The following is an 18991-nucleotide window of genomic DNA, read 5'->3' on the forward strand; positions in this document are numbered from 1 at the left end:
CTAAGGACTAATGGAGAGTCGGCATTCATTGCATGCTGCTGAAATCCGAGCCTTTGGAAGTACTCGGCCTGCTCCTGTTCCCCGTGAGGCCATTCTGAGGTCACGATCAGTTCGATGAGGGCAGCAATGGACTCTGCACTTGGCACAAGACCAGGCAATGGTTTAACCCTCCTCGGAGCGTGCCGCCCTCTTCAACTCAGCGATTCGCAGCCGTAAGAAGATAATGGTCAAGACCAAGGCATACACCGCCAGGACGGCAATCGCGATCACAAAGATAACGTATAGAATCCCGATGATTCCAAAGGCCGGACCTAAATTCATTGCTCCCCCAAAGAGTTGTTGGGCCCAATGCTACGCAGACCATCGGCAATTCTCGTGGACGTTGGGAGGTGTGCCAGATTCGCAACCGTGGCCGGGAATGTCCATGACATAGAATCGCGGTGAGGCGAATCTCAAGGCCGAAATTCCGGCACCGCTGTTGGGGGGAGAGGTCAGAATGTTCGGTTCGAAGAAGAAGCTCAACGACCTGATGGAGCAGCTCAGGCCGGACTTGAGTCGGGAGTCGCTCGGCGTCGGACCCAGCTTCCCGGGCGTCGCCCCAAATCCGCTCCTCAGCAGTGAAGGGCGGAAACGCAATGCGGAGCTGCGAAATGGGACGCTTGCGCTCGGTGTTCTCGTCGACTGGCGGGAGGTCAACAGCAACCCGCGCGTTGTCCTGATGCTCGACGTAGAAACCGCCGACGGTATCTCCTTTCGTGGCATCGCAGACGAAAGCCTAACGATCACCGCTCTCACCCGACTCGCCCCAGGACAGACTTTGCCAGTGCGCTACCGGCCAGCCGTCATGGACCACTACGTTGCACTGGCCACGGACGCGAACCTCGCCGATGTGCAGCACCTCTCTGACTTGATCGCGAGCCGCAAGCGAACCTGACTCAAAGCCGCAAAGGGACGCGGAGGCACGTTGGATGGCGAACTTCCCCCGTCTCAAGCCAGCGGCGCCCACACGTTGATGACCGATAGCGTTATCTCAACTGGGGACCACCCCGGCCGTAAAAGTAGACCCAATGGGAGAAATAGAGTGAAGAAGTTTGCGCTGCAGAGCGTCGGTATGTCGGCGTTGGTAGTGATGGCACTGACAGGATGTGGTGGGTCGGCCGGCTCCACTGGTAGCGCTTCGCAAGAGGCTACGGCGTCGCCCACGCCCACCACCGCCAAGCAGTACACCAACGACGAGCTCGTTGAACTGGTCAAGCAGATCAAGCCGAAGTCTGGCAAGGAATTGACCGTTGCTTCAAGTGAGGAACTCGCCCAGGAGAATCCCATGAAGGCGCTCATGAGCATGTTCACCATCGAACCGGCTGAGTGCAAGGACCTTGCAACGCTGGGTGGCAGTGAGACCCTCGCCGGTTCAACCACGGCGGCCGGCGCAGATCTGGACTCTGAATCGGGGGTCATGACGATGGTGACCCTGACCTCCGGGCTCGATAAGCAGAAGCTCCAGGACAGCATCGATAAGAGCGGCGCGCAGGCCGAGAAGTGCGCGAAAATGACGCTGTCCATGTCCGGCCAATCGATGAACGTCTCCACTGAAAAGTTCGACGGCATCAGCACGGTCCCCGGAACTGTGGCCTACAAGACCGAAATGTCCACAGCCAGCGGCTCGGCACAAACCACCTACATGGCCTACGCCATCAAGGATGGGGTGCTGATTTCCGCTACGGCATCCGGCAAGGGCGCTGACGCCAACGGCGTGGCCACGGCCAGCGACCTCATGGAGCAGGCAGCAGCACTGATCAAGTAGCAGCCCCGCCCGATCAGGGCCGCGACCCTCAAGGGTCGCGGCCCTCGCGGTCTGTACAGGTGCTGTTATTCGCAGCGCCACCGGACCAAAGGGGACCACGACGCCGGCACGCGCCTCTCGGACTATCCCGCCAAACGCTTTAGAGAAGTTCCGCAACCTTCTGGGAAGTCGCTTTGGCCGATCCAGGATTCTGGCCCGTGACGAGGTTACCGTCAGCAATGGCGTAGGAGACGAACGGGAGCAGGGCTTTCTCATAGAGTGCTCCGCGTTCTTTCATCTCTTCCTCCGCGTTGTACGGCACGAGCTTGTCGACCCGAGCCAGCACTTCTTCCTGCCACGCGAAGCCGGTTACTTTCCGGCCCTCCTGGTAGGAGGCTGCCGTCCGAAAGCCTGGTGTTGAGCAATCCGAGGTATCCGTGGCAGACCGAGGACACGATGGCGTCCTGTTCGGAGACGTGTCACCTCCCGTCAATGCCGAGCGGCTGACCTACCTACAAAACACCACAATCGATTCAGCGCCGCGAAACTCACCTCGCGATTCCCGGACTTCGCCTGAACTTCACATCGGCACAGCCTGGCAATCATTCGCCGCGAAGCGGACTCAACGCGACCGGGTTCACACTAGGGGTCTCAAGCATCTGCTAAACCCGCCATCGTGGTCGAGGAAGGCGTCGGCGAGCCAGCGAGCAGCTTTCAGGCCGCACGGCTGCGGCTGGTTCATGGTTTCAGTATGCCGAGAACTTACCCTAATCAGACTTCCGTTGCTGGAATGGGGATTTAGTGCTGGCAGGCGAATCCACTTCCAATAAGTCGAGCAGCGCAGCCCTCAATTCTTTCCAAGTTGGCTCCGTCAATATGGTGCAGCTGGTCGCTGACCAACCCCCGCGAACTGAGCTTGACCTCAACCAGTGGTGCAGCGACAACTCCTTCTACTGCGCGATGGCGGTAGGCGGGTTCTGGGCGTTCGTCAGCGGCGTCTGGGGCGCGGCCACTAGCTGAAATTGAACCGATATGGCGCTACCACGACAAAACTGCCGTGGTAGCGTCATCCCATGAAAGTGACTCCTCGAATGCGTCGCACTATCATCATCTTCCTGGCCGGATTCATCTCTTTCGCTGTATTCTGGCCGATCTACGGCGTATTGCCTGCACTCGGTATCGGTTTCGTTGTAGCGGCAGCCGCTATGGCTATCGATGCTGGAATAACTTCTCGCCGCAATTCCCGACGGGCTTAGATACTGTCCGGGCTCCCCTTAATACTCCAACGCGGGTCCCTAGCCTGAGACCTCTAGACAACCCTGTTTCTCTAAATAACTCTGGTTACGAGGGCATCTGGGGTCGCTGATCTCGCCCGTAGATCGAACCTCCGTCACGGTGCTCCTGTTCCGTGCCGACTCTTCGACGGCAGCCAACACCCGCTGGATCTGCAGCCCGTCATCGAACGACGGCGACGGCTCGCTGCCGTCGCGAACGGCAAGCAGGAAGTCCCGGATCTGGTGCGTGAACGTGTGCTCCCAACCGATGACGTGGCCCTGTGGCCACCACGCATCGACGTACGGGTGTTCGGGCTCGTTGACCAGGATCCGCCGGAAGCCCTGCTCCCGCACGGGAAGCGTCGCGTCCAGGAAACCGAGCTCGTTCAGGTTCTCCAGATCAAACGTCAACGAACCCAAAGACCCGTAGATCTCAATCTTCAAAGAGTTCTTCTGCCCGGTAGCCACTCGTGACGCTTCTACCGACGCGCTGAGGCCGCCGGTCAGACCCAAGGTGGCCCACGCGGCGTCGTCGACTGTCACTTTCTCCAGCCCAGCGGCACCGGGGCGTTCGGTCACAAAGGTCCGCAGCGTCCCCGTCACTTCAGTGACGGTCTGCCCGGTGAGGTGCTGGACCTGGTCGATGGCGTGGGAGGCGATATCGCCCAGCGCTCCGGAGCCGGCCGTCTCCTTGCGGAGCCGCCAGCTCATGGGGGTTTCGACGTCGGAAAGCCAGTCCTGCAGGTAGGCGGCACGGACGTGCCGCACAGTTCCGAGACGTCCTTCGGCAATCAGTTCGCGGGCCAATGCGAGTGCAGGGACGCGGCGGTAGTTGAAGCCGATCATCGATTGCACACCACGGTCCCGCGCCGACACTGCGGCGGTAGCCATCAACTCGGCCTCTTCCAGAGTGTTGGCGAGCGGCTTCTCCACGAGCACATGCTTCCCGGCAGCCAGAGCTTCCAGAGCGATCTCCGCGTGCATCCAGCCCGGTGCGCAGATGTCCACAATGTCGATGTCGTCCCGCGCAATCACGGAACGCCAGTCCGTGGCTGACTCGGCCCAACCGTACTTGGCAGCGGCCTCGGCCACCGCCAAGGCGTCCCGGCCAACCAGCACTTTCTGTTCGACGGCCGGGACGTCGAAGAAGCTGGCCACGTTCCGCCACGCGTTCGAGTGGGCCTTCCCCATGAAGGCGTAACCGATGGCAGCCACGCCCAACGGACGTCCACTAGGAAGAGGAGTGTTCATCGTCTTAGGCCTCGAACCAGCCCCGCGAAGGGTTCGACACCTCGGGAGCCTCCCGGAACACACCAGGCTGCGCCACCCAACCAACACCGTTGGCGATGACCTTCTGGATCTGCGGCTGGTGGTACACGGGGTATTCCTGGTCGCCGGGGCTGAAGTAGAAAATCCGGCCCTTGCCACGGGAGAACGTCACGCCTGAGCGGAACACCTCTCCCCCGGTGAACGAGCTGATGAAGATCAGGTCATCGGGTTCCGGAATGTCGAACAGTTCGCCGTACATTTCCTGCTGCGGAATCACGATGGGGCTTTCAATTCCAGCGGCGATCGGGTGCGAAGGCTTGACCGTCCATACGAGCTCGCGTTCGCCCTCGTTGCGCCACTTCAGCGAGCAGGTGGTCCCTAGCAATCGGGTGAAGATCTTGGCGAAGTGCCCCGAGTGCAGGACCACCAGGCCCATGCCGCCGAGGACGTGGCGCTGCACGCGCTCCACCACTTCATCACTGACTTCCTGATGCGCGATATGCCCCCACCACAGCAGCACGTCGGCCTGCTCCAGGACTTCCTCGGAGAGTCCGTGCTCGGGATCGGCCAGCGTTGCTGTCGAGATTTCGGAGTCCGGGTAGTACCCCCGGAGCCCGGCCGCAATAGCGCCGTGAATCCCTGCCGGGTACATCTCGCCGATGGTCGCAGGCTCGTTGCGGGCCTCGTGGACGGCTTCGTTCCAGACGACGACCTTCAGTTTTGAATCAGACATTTCAGAGCACCACTTCACGTTGTTCGAGGGCGGATTTGTAGCAGGCATCGAGCACGAGCGCGCGGCTAAGGGCAAGCGAACCGTCGTGGCTTCCCCACACGGTCTCGCCACCGCGGACGGCGGCAATGAAATCATCGACGACGGCCTGGTGGGCTCGCCCGGGTTCGGCCACCACTTCAAAGTCGGCGTTTTCGCCGTCCTTCTCGGTAAAGACATGGACGTCCGCAACCGGATTCTCGGAGGCGCCGACCGAGCGCAAGTCCGCGCCGCCGTCGGTCCCGTAAACCGTGAAGTCCATCAGGTCCCGCTCGTCGCGGTAGGTGGCCCATCCCGCTTCCAGGATCAAGGTACCGCCGCCTTCCAGCCGGATGAACGCGGATGCGAAGTCTTCCACTTCAAACTTGTGGCTGGAGTTCGACGCCGTGTAGCGGGCGTTGCCGCCGAGGCCGCGCGGGCCGAGTTCGGAGTGGGTCGACGCCGAAACGGCCAGCACCTTGGGCTCGCCCAACAGGTGCAGCGAGTAGTCCAGCACGTGCACGCCGATGTCAGCCAGCGGACCGCCACCGGCGAGTTCCGGGTTGGTGAACCAGCTGCCGAGCATCGGAATGCCCTGCCTGCGGAGCCACGACGCCTTGGCGTAATAAGGGCGACCCAGCGTGCCGGCGTCGATCACTTCCTTCAGTGCCTGAATGTCGCCGCGGCGGCGGTGGTTGAACGCGACGTCCAGGACGCGGCCGGCTTTGCGGGCGGCGTCCACCATCTGTTGACCTTCGACGGCGTTGCGCGCCAACGGCTTTTCGCTCAGCACATGCAGTCCCCGCTCGAGCGACGCAATCGCGATGGGCGCGTGCAGGAACGTCGGCACGGCGACGCTGACGGCGTCGAGACCTTCGAGCTCGATCATGTCTTCCCAACGGGCGAAGGCGTGGGGAATGCTGTATTCCTCCTTCAGCTGGGCGAGAAGGTCAGCTTCCATGCCCGCGACGGCGACAATCTCGACGCCGGGAATGGTGCTGTACGCCTTGAGGTGCTGCTGGCCGGCCCAACCGATGCCCACAACTCCCACCTTGAGGGTTGTGGACGGGGCCTGCTGCTGAATGCTCACGTTGTTCCTGTTCTTTCTGTGTTCTGAATGAGTGGTCTGAATGGGTGATCTGGAAAGGATTAGCCCTTGACGGCGCCGGCCGTCATGCCCGAAACAATGCGCTTCTGGCACAGCAACACGAGAATGACCAACGGAATGGTGATGATCACCGACGCGGCGCTGATGGTGCCCAATGGTTGCTCGAACTCGCTGGTTCCGCTGAAGAACGCAATAGCCACCGGGACTGGGCGGGCTTCGGGTGAGGTGGTCAGCGTGACGGCCAGGAGGAATTCGTTCCAGACCGAGATGAACACCAGGATCGCCGTCGTCGCCAAGCCCGGGACCGCCAGCGGCAGGATCACTTTGCGGAAGGCGACAAACGGTGTGGCGCCGTCCATGTATGCGGATTCCTCCAGCTCGCGGGGGATCTCCTTGAAGAACGACGTCAGTGTGTAGATAGCCAGCGGCAACGCGAACGTCAGCTTCGGGATGATGAGGCCGAGCAGTGTGTCGTACAGGCCGATTTCGCGCCAGATGGAGAACATCGGGGCTGCGATGGCGATGGCCGGGAACGTGGTGACCGAGAGGATCAGCGTCAGGATCATCGCCTTGCGGCGCATCTTCAACCGGGCCAGCGCGTACGCGGCGAAGGACGCGAACACCAGCGCGACTGTTGTAGTCACGACGGCGATAATCACCGAGTTGCGCAAGGCCAGGAGGAACTCGGGGTTCTGGAAAACAACCAGATAGTTCTCGAGGGTCGGCTGACTCGGGAAGAGCTCGCCCTGGGACAGGCTCGCACCCTTCTTAAGGGAGGTGTTCACCAGCCAGTAGAACGGGATGAGCGAGAAGCCCATCACGGCAATGACGAACACCCACACCAGGGGATGCAGTTTCGATTCCCCACGCAAGCGACGCTTCGGCGCCTTGGGGCGCGTGGCGAGTTCCGCCGTCGGGCGTTCTGCAGTCAACGTGCTCATTGTTCCTCCTTCGCGACGTCGCGGATGTTGCCGCCGGCGAAGCGGACGTAGATGACCGAGACCACCATGACGGTGAGGAAGGTCAGGATGGACAGCGCCGATCCTTCGCCCACCAGCCGGTTTTCGCGCAGCTGGGTGTAGGCGAGCATGGACATGGATTCGGTGCCGTTGGCGCCGCGGGTGAGGACGAACGGCAGGTCGAAGACGCGGAGGGCGTCCATGGTGCGGAAGATCGCGGCGAGGACGATTGCCGGGCGCAGGAGCGGCAGGGTGATGTTGACGAAGGTCTGCCATTTGCTGGCGCCGTCGAGTTCCGCGGCCTCGTATGTTTCGGCGGAGATGACCTGCAGGCCGGCCAGGATGATGAGTGCCGCGAAAGGCGTGGTTTTCCAGACGTCGGCCATGACGATCACGGCCATCGCATAGCCGTGCTCACCGAGCCACACGACGTCGCCGCCCGGCAGCCCCAGCGTGGAGAGGACGTTGGTGACCAGGCCCATGTTGGGCTGGAACATCGTTTGCCAGGTGATGGCGCTGACCACGGTGATGATCGCGTACGGCAACAGCACCACGGTGCGCAGGACGGAGCGGCCCTTGAACGCGAGATTGAGCAGGAGCGCCATGGCCGTGCCGAGGATGAGTTCCAGGCTCACGGAGAGACCCGCGAAGAGGAAGGTCTGGCCGAAAGCCGCCCACCATTCGTTGCTGGTGAGCGCGGCGATGTAGTTGTCCAGCCCGACGAAGCGTGAGAGTCCGGCGGTGCGGACGCTGTACTGGTTCAGCGAGAGCCAGATCGCGTACCCGATGGGGACCGCCGCCACCAGCGCCATGATGACCAGCGACGGCGCGGTCATGCGGAACGCGAGCTTGCGCTCGGCGCGGTCGCGTCCGCTTGTGCGGCTTGGCGGGATTGTTTTGATGGCCATAGCTAGAAGCTCGCCTTAGCGGTGGTGATTTCCTCGGCCATCTTCTGCACGGCTTCTTCCATGGAGGCGGTACCGGAGAGGACGGCGTAGACGTTCTTGTAGATCGCCTGCGAGATCTGCGGGTAGACCGGGGAGATCGGGCGCGGCTTGGCACCCTTTACCGAGGCGAGGAGTTCCGTGGCGAACGGCATCTTCTGGAGTACCGCCGGATCAGAGTAGGCAGCTTCGTTCACCGGGGCCTGTGAGTAGTCCATGGCCACGTGCTTCTGCCAGTCCGGGGTGGTGGCGAAGTCGATGAATGCGACGGCTCCGGCCTGGTTGGTGGAGTGGGCCGAGATCGCCAGGTTCCAGCCGCCCAGCACGCCGGAGGCCTTGCCGCCTTCCCATGCGGGCAGCGGCGCGACCGCGAAGCTGGACGCCAGCGGTGTCGCGTTCAACAGCCGATACACGTGCGGCCAGTTGCGCTGGTATCCGAAGTCGCCGGACTCGTAGGCGAGGCGGGCCGGGTCTTCGTTGTAAGTCAGGACGGCGCGGTCGGCGGAACCGCTCTTGAGTCCGTCGCTCATGAAGTTGAGGACGTCGCGGGTTTCCTTGGAGTCGATTTTGACGTCGCCCTGTTCGTTGAGGACTTCGCCGCCTGCGCTGTAGAGCATTTCGAGGAAGTTCACCGTGAGGCCCTCGTACTGCTTGCCCTGGTAGACGTAGCCGTTGCCCGGAGCTTTGGCGGCTTCCGCGTAGAGCTGCTGCCAGGACTCGGGCTTGGCTACCTTGTCCTTCTGGTAGTAGATCAAGCCGGCGTTAGTGAAGAACGGCGAGCCCCAGTACTTGTCCTGATACTTGGTGGTTTCCACAGTGGAGGGAATGAGCCGGTCCTTGTTCGCTTCGACCAGCTTGGTCTGGTCCAGCAGCCAGCCTTGGGAGGCGAACTCGGAGGTCCAGATAACGTCTGTGACGAAGAGGTCGCACTCGGTGGACTTGCCCTCGAGTCGCTGCACGATCTGCGTGCGGGCCTCGTCCGTAGTGGCGCCGATCTCGGTGTACTTGGCCGTGACCTTGCCGTTCGCCTTCGTGAATGCCTCTGCCGTGCCCTTGTAGATGCCGCTCGCGTCCTTGACGCCGCAGATGTTGACGGCACCGCTGGCATTAGCGCCCGACGCCGGATCGGCAGCTGCCGCTTGCTCGGCACCTTGGGGTGCGGCTCCCCCGCCGCACGCGCTGAGGATGAGGGCTGCGGCTGCGATTGCGGTCGCCGCTGCGAGGCCCTTGCGGTTTCGGGGTGTTGCGGCGTTGTTCTGGCTCTGGAGCGGGGAAGCAGGTCGGTTCAAGTCCACAAGTGGCTCCTTTGGTGTCTGTGGGCGGTGGGGTTCAGCCCGCGTTCTGGCTGTCCCGCGTGCTGAGGGTGGCTTCTTTGCCATGGTTCTTTTTTGGTCTGTGGAATCGATTCCAAATACGCTCAAAGAATCGGCCTTGCGGCCATGGAATCGATTCCAAAATAGTGTGACAGGGACCACTCGGGAATGTCAACCCTTCTTATTTGGTGGAGTCCCGGATGACGAGTTCGTGCGGGAGGAAGGTTCTTCCCTTGCGGTGTGAGCCCTCGACGGTCATCCGCTCCAGAAGCTCCGCGAAGGCTACACGGCCCATTTCATAGGCTGGCTGGCGGACCGTGGTCAGCTCCGGGACGCACATTTCTGCCTGAGCTGAGTCATCGAAACCGGCTACGGCGATGTCATCTGGTACCCGTAGCCCTGCATCGGTGAGTTCGCGGACGCACCCGGCCGCGACGATGTCGGTGCCGCAGAAGACAGCGTCAGGAAGGTGTTTTGCTTTGAGGAGCTGCCTTGCGAGGGTGCGCCCGGAGTGGAAGCCGAAGTTGCCTTCGCCGAGCAGGATCTGGTCTGATTCCAAGCCCGACTCAGTGAGCGCCTGACGGAAGCCTTCTTCGCGGAGCCGTCCCGAGCGGGCACCCCTGTGGGCGAGCATGGCCAGCTTCTTGGCCCCCGTGTCGATTAGGTGTTTGGTGATGTCGTAGGCGGCCTGACGGTCATCGATGGACACTCCGAACGCGGCCTCGGCGTCGACGATTTCACAAACCTGGATCACGCTGAGTTGCTCGGCGACTGTGTTGACGTCGTCGTCCGGCATCGTGGGCGAAAAGATCACCAGTCCGTCCACGGAGCCATTGCGCAGCATGTCCACGAGTTGCTGTTCGCGATCCAGATCCCCGTCGGTCGCTGCGATGAGGCTGACGTATCCTGAGTCCGCTGCAGCGTCGCCGACACCCCGGAAGACTTCGCTGATCACGAGCGAGTCCAGGTTCTTGGCGAGAGCGAGGACGCGCATCGTCCGGTCGCGACGAAGGTCCCTCGCTGAGGCGAGAGGCCGGTAGCTGAGCGTCCTGATGGCGGCGTTGACCTTCTCCTTGGCCGCCTCGCTGACGGCCGGGCTCCCGTTTAGGACGCGCGACACCGTCCCAACGGACACACCAGCAGTCCTGGCGACGTCCTGAACTGTCGGCCGAGCCATTAGATTGTCCTTCCGCGAGCAGTGACGACGGTCCTTGCCGCCACGCCCGTACCGTGCCCACCGGCGGTTCCCAGCTTAGCTCGCTAGTCAACGGCAGTACTGATGACGCACAGGTATCGGCGACTAAAGGCGACAGCTCGCGGCTGCTCATGTGAACTGGCATATAGGTCACGTGGTTCCACGACCGACGCAGCAGTGTGTAAAGCGTTCAACGCCGGCTCCTCACCACTCCCGCACAAACGCCGGATCCTGGACCATGTGGCAATGGCAGAGGAGCTGAGGAGGCTGAAGCAACCGAGGGGCTGTGGCCAATACCATTTCCGTCAGAGACAAGTTGGATATCTTGTTGCGGCACCCTATATATCGACGTCCCGAACACTGGACAAGTAGTGACAACGAACGATGCTGGCGCAGATGGCGATCAATACTTTGCGACTGCGGGCACGACGATGGGCTGATAAGCCACACCTGCAGCGTCAGGGTTCGAATAACAGTAAGTGGCCTCGCCTGTCCTTGGCGCGTCAAGCCCGAATCGAATGCGCTTCCCCTCTCAGCCAGCCGAGCTGCCACTCCGTTCTCCACGCCTTCGACCCTCGAACACCGTTAGACTGAAAAGCAGCTGCCTTGCACGTGACAAATCATAAGAGCACAAATGATAGGGCATGAAATTCGGGTATGTAGCTTCAATCAGATATCATCAACATCAAGCCCACTGGAACATAGATCTATCTGATCCCGGGTTATAGAATTCTGCAAAGACGACAATGACGGTGAAATGAGGACTGCATGAGCGGACGATTTGCTACAACTACCAAAGACATCGGTCTATTAAAGCAATTATATGATGATGGCCAGTTACAGATAAGTGCCGAGTTCCAGCGCAATGCTATATGGCCGCGACCAGCAAAGTCTTTTCTAATCGACACAATTCTAACTGATAATCCCATTCCAGTTCTCTATTTCCAAAAAGGGATCAGCGCCCAGACAAAGCGCGTTGAATACACGGTAGTAGACGGGCAACAACGTCTTAATGCCGTTTTTCAGTTCCTAGAAAATAGGTTTGCGCTCACTGAATCCGATCCGAGCAGTCCGTGGTACCGCCAGCGGTGGAAGAGTCTTGATGAAGAACATCGCTTACAAATTCTTTCTTACGACTTTGTAATTCAGGAGCTAGTGGGATACAGCTCTAACCATATCCGCGATATGTTCAAGCGAATGAATCGATACGTCGTAGCACTCAACCCCCAGGAACTTCGACATGCAACCGAAGACGGAGCATTCAAACGACTAGTTGAGTCCATAGGAAAATGGCCCTTCTGGACCGAAAACGGCGTTGTGACGCGACAAGCGGCCAATCGCATGAAAAATGATGAACTCGTTGCTGAGCTTCTAATTCTTCTTAGCGAAGGCCCACAAGATAAGAAGGAGTCCGTGGACCTCTACTACGACTCGTTCCGTCAGGATTTCCCTCAAGGTCCGGAACTGCAAACTCAGCTAGCCTCCGTCCTGGAAGAGATTCAAGCTGCTCTACCAAATCTTAAAAAATCACTTCTTCGTCGCCCCGCGAATATATATGCCTTGATAGGTGCCATGAACGAACTGCAAGCAGAAGAGGAACAGTTACCTCCGACGGCAATTCTTGGTCAGCGCATTTCGGATTTCAATGAAGAGCTGGCCGCGTCCGAGGATGAACGAACACCTCGCGCGTCGCGGTACTTCGTCGCGCAGAGTCGGCAAACGGACAATATTAGGCCTCGGCGTGCAAGAATCGACGAGCTTAAGCGCGTCATACTAAATAGAGGGTGATATGGGTACGCTTTCCGAGCGCTGGCTTGCCGCCTACCGGACGAACTTCAGCGACTACGAACTGGCCGCATCGGAAGTCAAATCGCAGATCGAGGACGCACTACGAGGATCGGCCCTAAATATTCATCTTATTGAAGCTCGGGCAAAGGAACCCGATTCAGTGGCTGAAAAAGTTGAACGGAGAGGTTACGGACGCCCTGGTCAACAATTTGATGATCTTATTGGTATTCGAATCATCACACTGTTTGATCACTCGGTGGATGAGGTTGCCAAAAAAATTCGAAATAGATTTAGTGTCGACGAGGAACGATCCTCTGATAAGACTTCTAAGTTGATTCTGCGTCAAGTTGGTTACAGAAGCAATCACCTTGTTATAAAGGCTTCGTCTTCCGGCCTAGAACCCGTCTCAACAGTACTGAGAAAAACTTTTGTAGAAATCCAAATACGAAGTGTCATTGCGCACGCATGGGCAGAGATCGAGCACTCTCTACGGTATAAAATTGGCGAGGGAATTCCCCCCGGCTTAGCACGACGCTTTGATGCTTTAGCTGGCACACTTGAACTCGTTGATCGTGAGTTCTCCGGAATCGAGCAGGCGACCGTTCAACTAGTTCTTGACAAGTCATTAAGGTATCTGTCGGGGCAAGACCTGGACGATTCACTGAGCACGATTCAGGTATTGGCCGCTCTTATCGCAAGACGTCCTGAGATGGAGGCACTGGGACCAGATGGCCTGCCACTACCCATTGAGGACGGCTTCAAGTTTGCCAAGATCCTAGTCAAATGCGGGCTTATGACCGTTCAGGATCTACTGAATGCTCTCATCAACAACGATATCCTGGCTGTAATTCGTCGGTTTGCAAACACCCAGAACTACCCGCTGGAGCCTGAGAAAGCTTCGGGAATCGTCGTGATCGGTTCCATCGTGGGCACTTGGAACAAATCCGAGTTCCAAAAAGTCGCAGTTTTTCAGGACCCGAAACTAGTGGCTGCGTTCGAGAAGGGAGTTTGAGTCCGAGAGCTGAGGGGTGAACGGACTGGCATTCAGGGGGTACGGCTGGGACTCTAGTTATAAGATCTAGGTCCCCCACTGGTCAGAATCCAAGCAGCTAGACTCTTGAATAATGGGAGCCGGACGAATGAACCTTCCAGAAGAATTGACATGCGTATGCAGTTCTCCAAGGCCTTCTCATCTCGGATTCCACACTGATTTTTTATTTGATTTCCATAAATGCTTAGCAGCAAGAGGGCCAAATCATGGCCGTAGACGACTTCACGAGCATCGGAGTATGTAGGCGGCGTGTAGTCATCAATTCTTCCGGCGACGTCGGGAGACACAGCTTTCCTAACATCGTATCCAGCATAGTCTTGGCCGGTTTTGAGCACGCCCTTGTTGACGGATGGACTTGTCATATGTGGGTTCTGCATACGAACCACGTAAAGATCGGCGAAGGCATCTTTCAACATCTCAACGAGCACAGTTCCCGATGGGAGCTTGTCGGACAAGATGTTGCGATTAAGAACATCGAGAACGCTGGGACTGAACCCGTAGCTCTCAAGTGCAGGGAAATCTGTCCATAGAAGGATCCTGGAAGCGAACTGCTCGCGATACTCGCCGCAATCGAGATCCGCAACGCAACGAACGCGCTCGGGAAAGTCGCTCAGCGTTTCGGATAGATGAAGAACACGGCTGCGATGTCCAACTGCTACATTCTGAGACAGTAGTACTTCGTCTGGGACGTCAATGTCACTGACGGCCAGAATATAGGGTTCTTGATAAGATTCCTCCCAGCGGACATCGATCGTGCGAATCCATTCCCTATAGAAGCGTCGATCCGAGTGGCCCTCGACTATGAGGTATTTACTGCGAGTGAGTGTCACCTCCCTCGCAAGCTCTGACACCGCTAGCCTCGGTTTTCCGCTGTTGCTGCTAATAGATGGCACGCGGACTAACGACCTCATTAATATCCGTCATAATCTGCACGGAGTGCGATGCAATTAGAAATTGCACCGAACTCCCAGCTGAACACCGGAGTAGTTCACCTATAAGCTTTCTCTGCCATTCAATTCCCAATGACAACTCCGGTTCATCAATGATGAATAAACATCCGATTCTACTCGCGATAACTGCATTACTCAACAGCAGAAGTAAATGCTTCTCACCACTGGAAAGCTTTTCAGGACTAAGAATCTCGTTCTTCTTATTCCGCAAAGTAATTCCCGATAGCGTTTGGAACGATACGCTTTTTCGGTCGAGAAAGCTATTGACCGACGTCACAAACGTATCAATAATGCCTTTTGTCTTTTCAAGAGCATCCATTTGATCAAGTAGATTTGTAAGGTAAGGGTCAATGACTGCATGAAGGCTCTTCAGTTTAGTATTGTTCGACCGTGTGTCATTAATCTCTAGGCGAATCCTCTTCACCTGTTTCAGATTAATCAGGCCATACTTTTCAAAGCTCAGTCCCCGCAGAAGAATGTGATTAATCTTTCTAAGAAGCAGAGCCCTTGCTTCCGCCGCTAGCGGCCCCTGCTTCTTACCATGAAGAACGTGGCGCGTGATCTCCGCATAGGCCCCACCCCCTTGACCTGCATCCGTTGAGATATCCGCAAATGCCATTCGACTGAAGATCTCTTCAATTCGTTTGAGTGATTCTTGCACTTCTAAAGTGTGGGCACTGGCTATTACCGCAGAGCGCGTGGCTATTCGGTCATACTCTCTAAATGACTTTACAAAAGACTCTTGTTGCTCAAATATTGGCACAGCGGACTGCACGGAGCGGTCGTCCCCCACAAAGATTGTGTGACTCTGCACGAGCTGCAGGTTATTGAGATAGTCTTCGTAGTCGGCCCTCTTTGCCAAGACGCGCTTGTACATTCTAGAGCCGAAGTCACCGGGATCCACGGCCAGCCTGCACGGCCGTGCCATCCCCTCGTAACCTTCCGGAGGGACTGTGACTTCCAGGCCAAGTGACCCATCCCGCCAATCAGACCGGTCCATGCGGATACAAACGCCAGATCGAAATGTGACCTGAAGCGACTTCATCGGGATGTCGATAAGTGACTGCAAGCTGTCGACTTCCGGCGTCAGTATGTGGTAAACAGCGCGGAGCAGATTTGTCTTCCCGCTTCCGTTTTGCGCGTAGATGACTCGAACGCGCTCGGATATGACGTCGTCTTCGGCTCCCCTGAATTCGAACGAGTAGTCATATTCACCCAGTACTTCAGTTGCTTCGATCTTCTCGATCTGTGGGAATCTGACTGTGCTCACATCGGCTTGCAGCAAATCAACGTCGATCCCGTCAGGTGCCACATCACTCATACTGCTGAGCGTATCAGCGTGGACCCCTCCTACGTGTGGGGCTAACTATTACCCAACCTGTGGTACGCGCTTGAGCGGAACGTGTATCGAGGCTCACCGCGGGGTCCTGTTCTTTTCCAGACTGGCATCCCGCCCCGTTTCCCCCCAGATGACTCATGTCAAGATGCTCGCGTTGAGCGTTGTGGGCCCCTCAGTTCTTGCTGCTCCCGTGGTTGAGGCTTCCCTAGCTTGTGCATATGCGGCTGCGAGGCCTATGAACTGGATTTTGATTCGGGTGATGCTGCGCGTGAGTTCAGCTGGGTCACGGCCCCAATGAGGTCGGCGAGTTCGGTCGCTTTGGCCTCGGTGAGGATTCCGGAGTCGATACCGCGGTGGTAAGGGATCCGTGGCTTGTCATAGATCCAGGTCTTTTTGCCGTGTTTGTTTGAACGCCAGCCGATGGCTTTGGTGGTCGCGGTGAAGAGGTTTAGCCGGACCCGGATGAGGGCGTAGAAGGCGTTGAGGAGCTTCAGTTCAGCGGTGGTGTAGCACCGGTAGTGGAAGGCATGGCGACGCACGACGTCACCGTTTTTCTGTTCGACGTGGGCGTTGTCGTTGGACTTATAGGGCCGTGCATGGGTGAAGTAAATATCTTTGTCACCTGCTAGGCGATGACGGCGTAGTTGATGAACTCCCCGGCGTTGTGCGATTCGGACCATTACGTTCTCAGTCCAGCCAGGGTGGGACCGCAATGGACGACCGGTCCGTTTCGATGAAGCCGGGGACCTGTTCGTGTTCGTCGCCGGCGTTTCGGACCGTAATCGAATTACGCAGCAGCGGCCTGCCTGCCTTCGTCGCGGAGAGACCTTTGGGCTTCCCCGAGTCCCTGGTGGGCTCGAGGAGCCGGTTGATCGTGGCCCCGGAGATCTGCAGCAACTGTGCCCTGACCGCTACACACCGATCAGGATCTTGAGCGTGTCATGACCATAAGTTCGTCCCCGAGGCTTCCGAACCGCCGCTCGCGGGGCCTTTGTGCTTGCGCGCTGCGGAAAGCGCCCGGCGTGCGTTGGGCCCTGGACCAGCCCGTGACGGCGACCAGTCCGTCCAGAACCAACCCCTTGGCGTTCTTCGATGACTTCCCGTAATCGGCTGCGTACTTCTTCGTGATTTCCCTACGCGTTTGCCATCGACAGGTCCATCCCTCATCGTCACCGCCGTGCCCACGGCGTCCCGTGATTTCGCGAGCATTTCCCAAATGAGGCACGCACCCCGTTCCGCGAGCACTATTCATGAGTCTCGTCGCCCCTTGACTCCCACCCCCACCTTCCCTAAACTTTTCATAAAGCAGAATCTAAATTCCACAAAGCGGAAACTGAGGCCAAGCATCAAGGCCCAGCCGAAGCAAGCGAAGATAGATCCAAGCCCCTCCTCGGAAGGACCTACGATGACGTACACAGTGAACTGCTCCATCCTCCTGACGGAGCTGCCCTTGCTCGAGCGCCCCGCCGCCGCGAAGGCAGCCGGTTTTGACGCCGTCGAGTTCTGGTGGCCCTTCGCCACTTCGGTTCCCACCGACAAAGAGACCACAGAGTTTGAAACAGCCATCAAGGACGCCGGCGTTCAGCTCACAGGCCTGAACTTCAACGCCGGCAACATGCCCGGCGGCGACCGCGGCCTTGTTTCCTGGAAGGGACGTTGCTCCGAGTTCAAGGACAACATCGACGTCGTAGCCGGCATCGGTGAGCGCCTCGGCTGCAAGGCGTTCAACGCCCTCTACGGCAACCGCCAGGACGAGTTCACCCCTGAAGAGCAGGACGAACTCGCGGCAAAGAACCTCGCCGCAGCAGCCGAAGGCGTCGCCCGCATCGGCGGCACCGTCCTCCTCGAACCGGTCAGCGGCGCACCCAAGTACCCGCTCCTCACCGCCGAAGACGCACTCAAGGTCATCGCCCGCGTCAAGGCAGAATCCGGCGCACAGAACATCAAGCTTCTCGCCGACTTCTACCACCTGGCAGTCAACGGCGACGACGTCGAATCTGTCATCGAGAACCACGCCAAGGACTTCGGCCACATCCAGATCGCCGACAACCCCGGCCGCGGCGCTCCCGGAACCGGCACCCTCCCCCTCGGCGAATGGATCGCCCGCAGCCGCGAACTCGGCTACGACGGCTACATCGGCCTCGAGTACAAGGAACCGCAGGAATCGGCTTTCAGCTGGGCCATCCGCCAGCGCGCCAACGCCAACTAAGCACCGCGTAACCCAAGTAGGTAGCAGATCAGGGCGCTACGAGCGCTGAGAACGACGCGAACTGCGACCTAGTTGGGTAAGCACACCCGGGTTAAAACACACACACAGACTTTCAGAAAGAGAACCACAATGAGCAACGTTGCAGTCATCGGACTCGGAATCATGGGCCTCCCCATGGCCATCAACCTCGTCAAGGCCGGCCACACGGTCACCGGTTTCAACCGCAGCCAGGACAAGATCGACAAGCTCGTCTCAGAAGGCGGCCAGGGTGCCACCAGCATCGCGGACGCAGTCAAGGACGCCGACGTCGTTATCACCATGGTCCCGGACTCCCCCGATGTTGAGGGTGTAGTCAGCGGCAAGGACGGCGTCTTCGCCAACGCGAAGAAGGGCACCCTCTGGATCGACGCATCCAGCATCCGCCCGGACGTCGCCAAGCGCCTCTCGGACGACGCAGTAGCAGCAGGCATCCGCCCGCTCGACGCTCCCGTATCCGGTGGCGAACAGGGCGCAATCGACGCCGTCCTGTCCATCATGGTCGGCGGCGAAGCTGCAGACTTCGAGGCAGCACAGGATGTCCTCAACGCAGTGGGCAAGACCATCGTCCATGTCGGCCCGTCCGGCTCCGGCCAGACCGTCAAGGCAGCCAACCAGCTGATCGTAGCCGTCAACATCCAGGTCCTCGGCGAGGCCATCGCCTTCCTTGAGGCCTATGGCGTAGACACCGACGCAGCACTGAAGGTCCTGGGCGGCGGCTTGGCCGGCTCCAAGGTCCTCGACCAGAAGGGTCAGAAGATGCTGGACCGCAACTTCGACCCCGGCTTCCGCCTGGCCCTCCACCACAAGGACCTGGGCATCGTCACCTCCGCAGCCCGCGAAGCCAACGTCGCTGTCCCGCTCGGCGCAGTCGTCGCCCAGCTCGTCGCCGCAACCGTCAACCAGGGCGACGGCGGCCTCGACCACTCGGGCCTCTTCAAGCAGGTCCTTCAGCTCAGCGGCCGGAAGTAAGCACCCCCGGCAAAAGCCGGACAGCAACACAAGGAGGGAACCCGCCGTCGTAC

At 58.9% G+C, this 18991-nt stretch carries 18 protein-coding genes; 6 read left to right on the forward strand and 12 right to left on the reverse strand.

Features of this window, described 5'->3' with window-relative positions; all coding sequences use genetic code 11:
• The first annotated feature begins 496 nt into the window (after positions 1–496).
• Entirely contained in the window at positions 497–934 is a 438-nt protein-coding gene (locus J3D46_RS00410; protein WP_253464502.1) for a hypothetical protein, read from the forward strand.
• Positions 935–1081: 147 nt separating this feature from the next.
• Positions 1082–1804: a hypothetical protein gene (locus J3D46_RS00415; RefSeq protein WP_253464504.1), complete on the forward strand. Its 723-nt coding sequence runs from the start codon at positions 1082–1084 to the stop codon at positions 1802–1804.
• A 139-nt stretch (positions 1805–1943) separates the two neighbouring features.
• Here J3D46_RS00415 and J3D46_RS00420 read toward each other — a convergent pair whose 3' ends face one another.
• From J3D46_RS00420 to J3D46_RS00455, 8 genes are all read right to left on the reverse strand, one after another.
• Positions 1944–2129: a hypothetical protein gene (locus tag J3D46_RS00420; RefSeq protein WP_253464506.1), complete on the reverse strand. Its 186-nt coding sequence runs from the start codon at positions 2127–2129 to the stop codon at positions 1944–1946.
• 949 nt (positions 2130–3078) lie between these two features.
• A complete protein-coding gene (locus tag J3D46_RS00425) occupies positions 3079–4308 on the reverse strand; it encodes a Gfo/Idh/MocA family protein (protein WP_231342697.1) in 1230 nt (409 codons plus the stop codon).
• 4 nt (positions 4309–4312) lie between these two features.
• Complete coding sequence (locus tag J3D46_RS00430) at positions 4313–5059, reverse strand: ThuA domain-containing protein (protein WP_231342703.1); 747 nt, start codon at positions 5057–5059, stop codon at positions 4313–4315.
• A gap of 1 nt (position 5060) precedes the next feature.
• Entirely contained in the window at positions 5061–6164 is a 1104-nt protein-coding gene (locus tag J3D46_RS00435; protein ID WP_253464508.1) for a Gfo/Idh/MocA family protein, read from the reverse strand.
• A gap of 59 nt (positions 6165–6223) precedes the next feature.
• Positions 6224–7123, reverse strand: coding sequence for a carbohydrate ABC transporter permease (locus tag J3D46_RS00440; protein WP_253464510.1), 900 nt, complete (start codon positions 7121–7123; stop codon positions 6224–6226).
• Positions 7120–8049 carry a carbohydrate ABC transporter permease gene (locus tag J3D46_RS00445; protein WP_253464512.1) on the reverse strand — a complete coding sequence of 310 codons (930 nt, stop codon included), beginning with the start codon at positions 8047–8049 and terminating at the stop codon, positions 7120–7122. Before J3D46_RS00445 ends, J3D46_RS00440 begins: the two co-directional genes overlap by 4 nt.
• Before the next feature lie 2 nt (positions 8050–8051).
• Positions 8052–9380, reverse strand: a complete 1329-nt coding sequence (locus J3D46_RS00450) for an extracellular solute-binding protein (RefSeq protein WP_253464515.1) — start codon at positions 9378–9380, stop codon at positions 8052–8054.
• A 199-nt stretch (positions 9381–9579) separates the two neighbouring features.
• A complete protein-coding gene (locus J3D46_RS00455) occupies positions 9580–10575 on the reverse strand; it encodes a LacI family DNA-binding transcriptional regulator (RefSeq protein WP_253464517.1) in 996 nt (331 codons plus the stop codon).
• 786 nt (positions 10576–11361) lie between these two features.
• Here J3D46_RS00455 and J3D46_RS00460 point away from each other — a divergent pair.
• Positions 11362–12381, forward strand: coding sequence for a DUF262 domain-containing protein (locus J3D46_RS00460; RefSeq protein ID WP_253464519.1), 1020 nt, complete (start codon positions 11362–11364; stop codon positions 12379–12381).
• A gap of 1 nt (position 12382) precedes the next feature.
• A complete protein-coding gene (locus J3D46_RS00465; protein ID WP_253464521.1) occupies positions 12383–13393 on the forward strand; it encodes a GTP pyrophosphokinase family protein in 1011 nt (336 codons plus the stop codon).
• Positions 13394–13446: 53 nt separating this feature from the next.
• Here the strand turns inward: J3D46_RS00465 and J3D46_RS00470 are convergent, their stop codons facing one another.
• The 4 genes from J3D46_RS00470 to J3D46_RS00485 all read right to left on the reverse strand — a co-directional run bounded on the left by J3D46_RS00470 (position 13447) and on the right by J3D46_RS00485 (position 16618).
• Positions 13447–14283, reverse strand: a complete 837-nt coding sequence (locus tag J3D46_RS00470) for a hypothetical protein (RefSeq protein ID WP_253464524.1) — start codon at positions 14281–14283, stop codon at positions 13447–13449.
• Positions 14284–14311: 28 nt separating this feature from the next.
• Positions 14312–15703: an AAA family ATPase gene (locus tag J3D46_RS00475; protein WP_253464527.1), complete on the reverse strand. Its 1392-nt coding sequence runs from the start codon at positions 15701–15703 to the stop codon at positions 14312–14314.
• 251 nt (positions 15704–15954) lie between these two features.
• Positions 15955–16401, reverse strand: a complete 447-nt coding sequence (locus tag J3D46_RS00480; RefSeq protein WP_253464530.1) for a hypothetical protein — start codon at positions 16399–16401, stop codon at positions 15955–15957.
• A 7-nt stretch (positions 16402–16408) separates the two neighbouring features.
• Positions 16409–16618, reverse strand: coding sequence for a hypothetical protein (locus J3D46_RS00485; RefSeq protein WP_253464533.1), 210 nt, complete (start codon positions 16616–16618; stop codon positions 16409–16411).
• A gap of 508 nt (positions 16619–17126) precedes the next feature.
• Here J3D46_RS00485 and J3D46_RS00490 point away from each other — a divergent pair.
• Together J3D46_RS00490 and J3D46_RS00495 are read left to right on the forward strand one after the other, a co-directional pair.
• Positions 17127–17930 (forward strand): hydroxypyruvate isomerase family protein, encoded by an 804-nt coding sequence (locus J3D46_RS00490; RefSeq protein WP_105692055.1) that lies wholly within the window; start codon positions 17127–17129, stop codon positions 17928–17930.
• A 72-nt stretch (positions 17931–18002) separates the two neighbouring features.
• Positions 18003–18938 carry a 2-hydroxy-3-oxopropionate reductase gene (locus J3D46_RS00495; RefSeq protein WP_256490917.1) on the forward strand — a complete coding sequence of 312 codons (936 nt, stop codon included), beginning with the start codon at positions 18003–18005 and terminating at the stop codon, positions 18936–18938.
• The last annotated feature ends 53 nt before the right edge of the window (positions 18939–18991 follow it).

The organism is Paenarthrobacter sp. A20 (assembly GCF_024168825.1).
GTDB lineage: Bacteria > Actinomycetota > Actinomycetes > Actinomycetales > Micrococcaceae > Arthrobacter.

Excerpts from the sequence above, each read along its gene's own strand:
- J3D46_RS00410 (WP_253464502.1), top strand. The coding sequence starts at position 497 with ATGTTCGGTTCGAAGAAGAAGCTCAACGACCTGATGGAGCAGCTCAGG.
- J3D46_RS00425 (WP_231342697.1), bottom strand. The coding sequence starts at position 4,308 with ATGAACACTCCTCTTCCTAGTGGACGTCCGTTGGGCGTGGCTGCCATC.
- J3D46_RS00430 (WP_231342703.1), bottom strand. The coding sequence starts at position 5,059 with ATGTCTGATTCAAAACTGAAGGTCGTCGTCTGGAACGAAGCCGTCCAC.
- J3D46_RS00440 (WP_253464510.1), bottom strand. The coding sequence starts at position 7,123 with ATGAGCACGTTGACTGCAGAACGCCCGACGGCGGAACTCGCCACGCGC.
- J3D46_RS00445 (WP_253464512.1), bottom strand. The coding sequence starts at position 8,049 with ATGGCCATCAAAACAATCCCGCCAAGCCGCACAAGCGGACGCGACCGC.
- J3D46_RS00455 (WP_253464517.1), bottom strand. The coding sequence starts at position 10,575 with ATGGCTCGGCCGACAGTTCAGGACGTCGCCAGGACTGCTGGTGTGTCC.
- J3D46_RS00460 (WP_253464519.1), top strand. The coding sequence starts at position 11,362 with ATGAGCGGACGATTTGCTACAACTACCAAAGACATCGGTCTATTAAAG.
- J3D46_RS00465 (WP_253464521.1), top strand. The coding sequence starts at position 12,383 with ATGGGTACGCTTTCCGAGCGCTGGCTTGCCGCCTACCGGACGAACTTC.
- J3D46_RS00475 (WP_253464527.1), bottom strand. The coding sequence starts at position 15,703 with ATGAGTGATGTGGCACCTGACGGGATCGACGTTGATTTGCTGCAAGCC.
- J3D46_RS00480 (WP_253464530.1), bottom strand. The coding sequence starts at position 16,401 with ATGGTCCGAATCGCACAACGCCGGGGAGTTCATCAACTACGCCGTCAT.
- J3D46_RS00490 (WP_105692055.1), top strand. The coding sequence starts at position 17,127 with ATGACGTACACAGTGAACTGCTCCATCCTCCTGACGGAGCTGCCCTTG.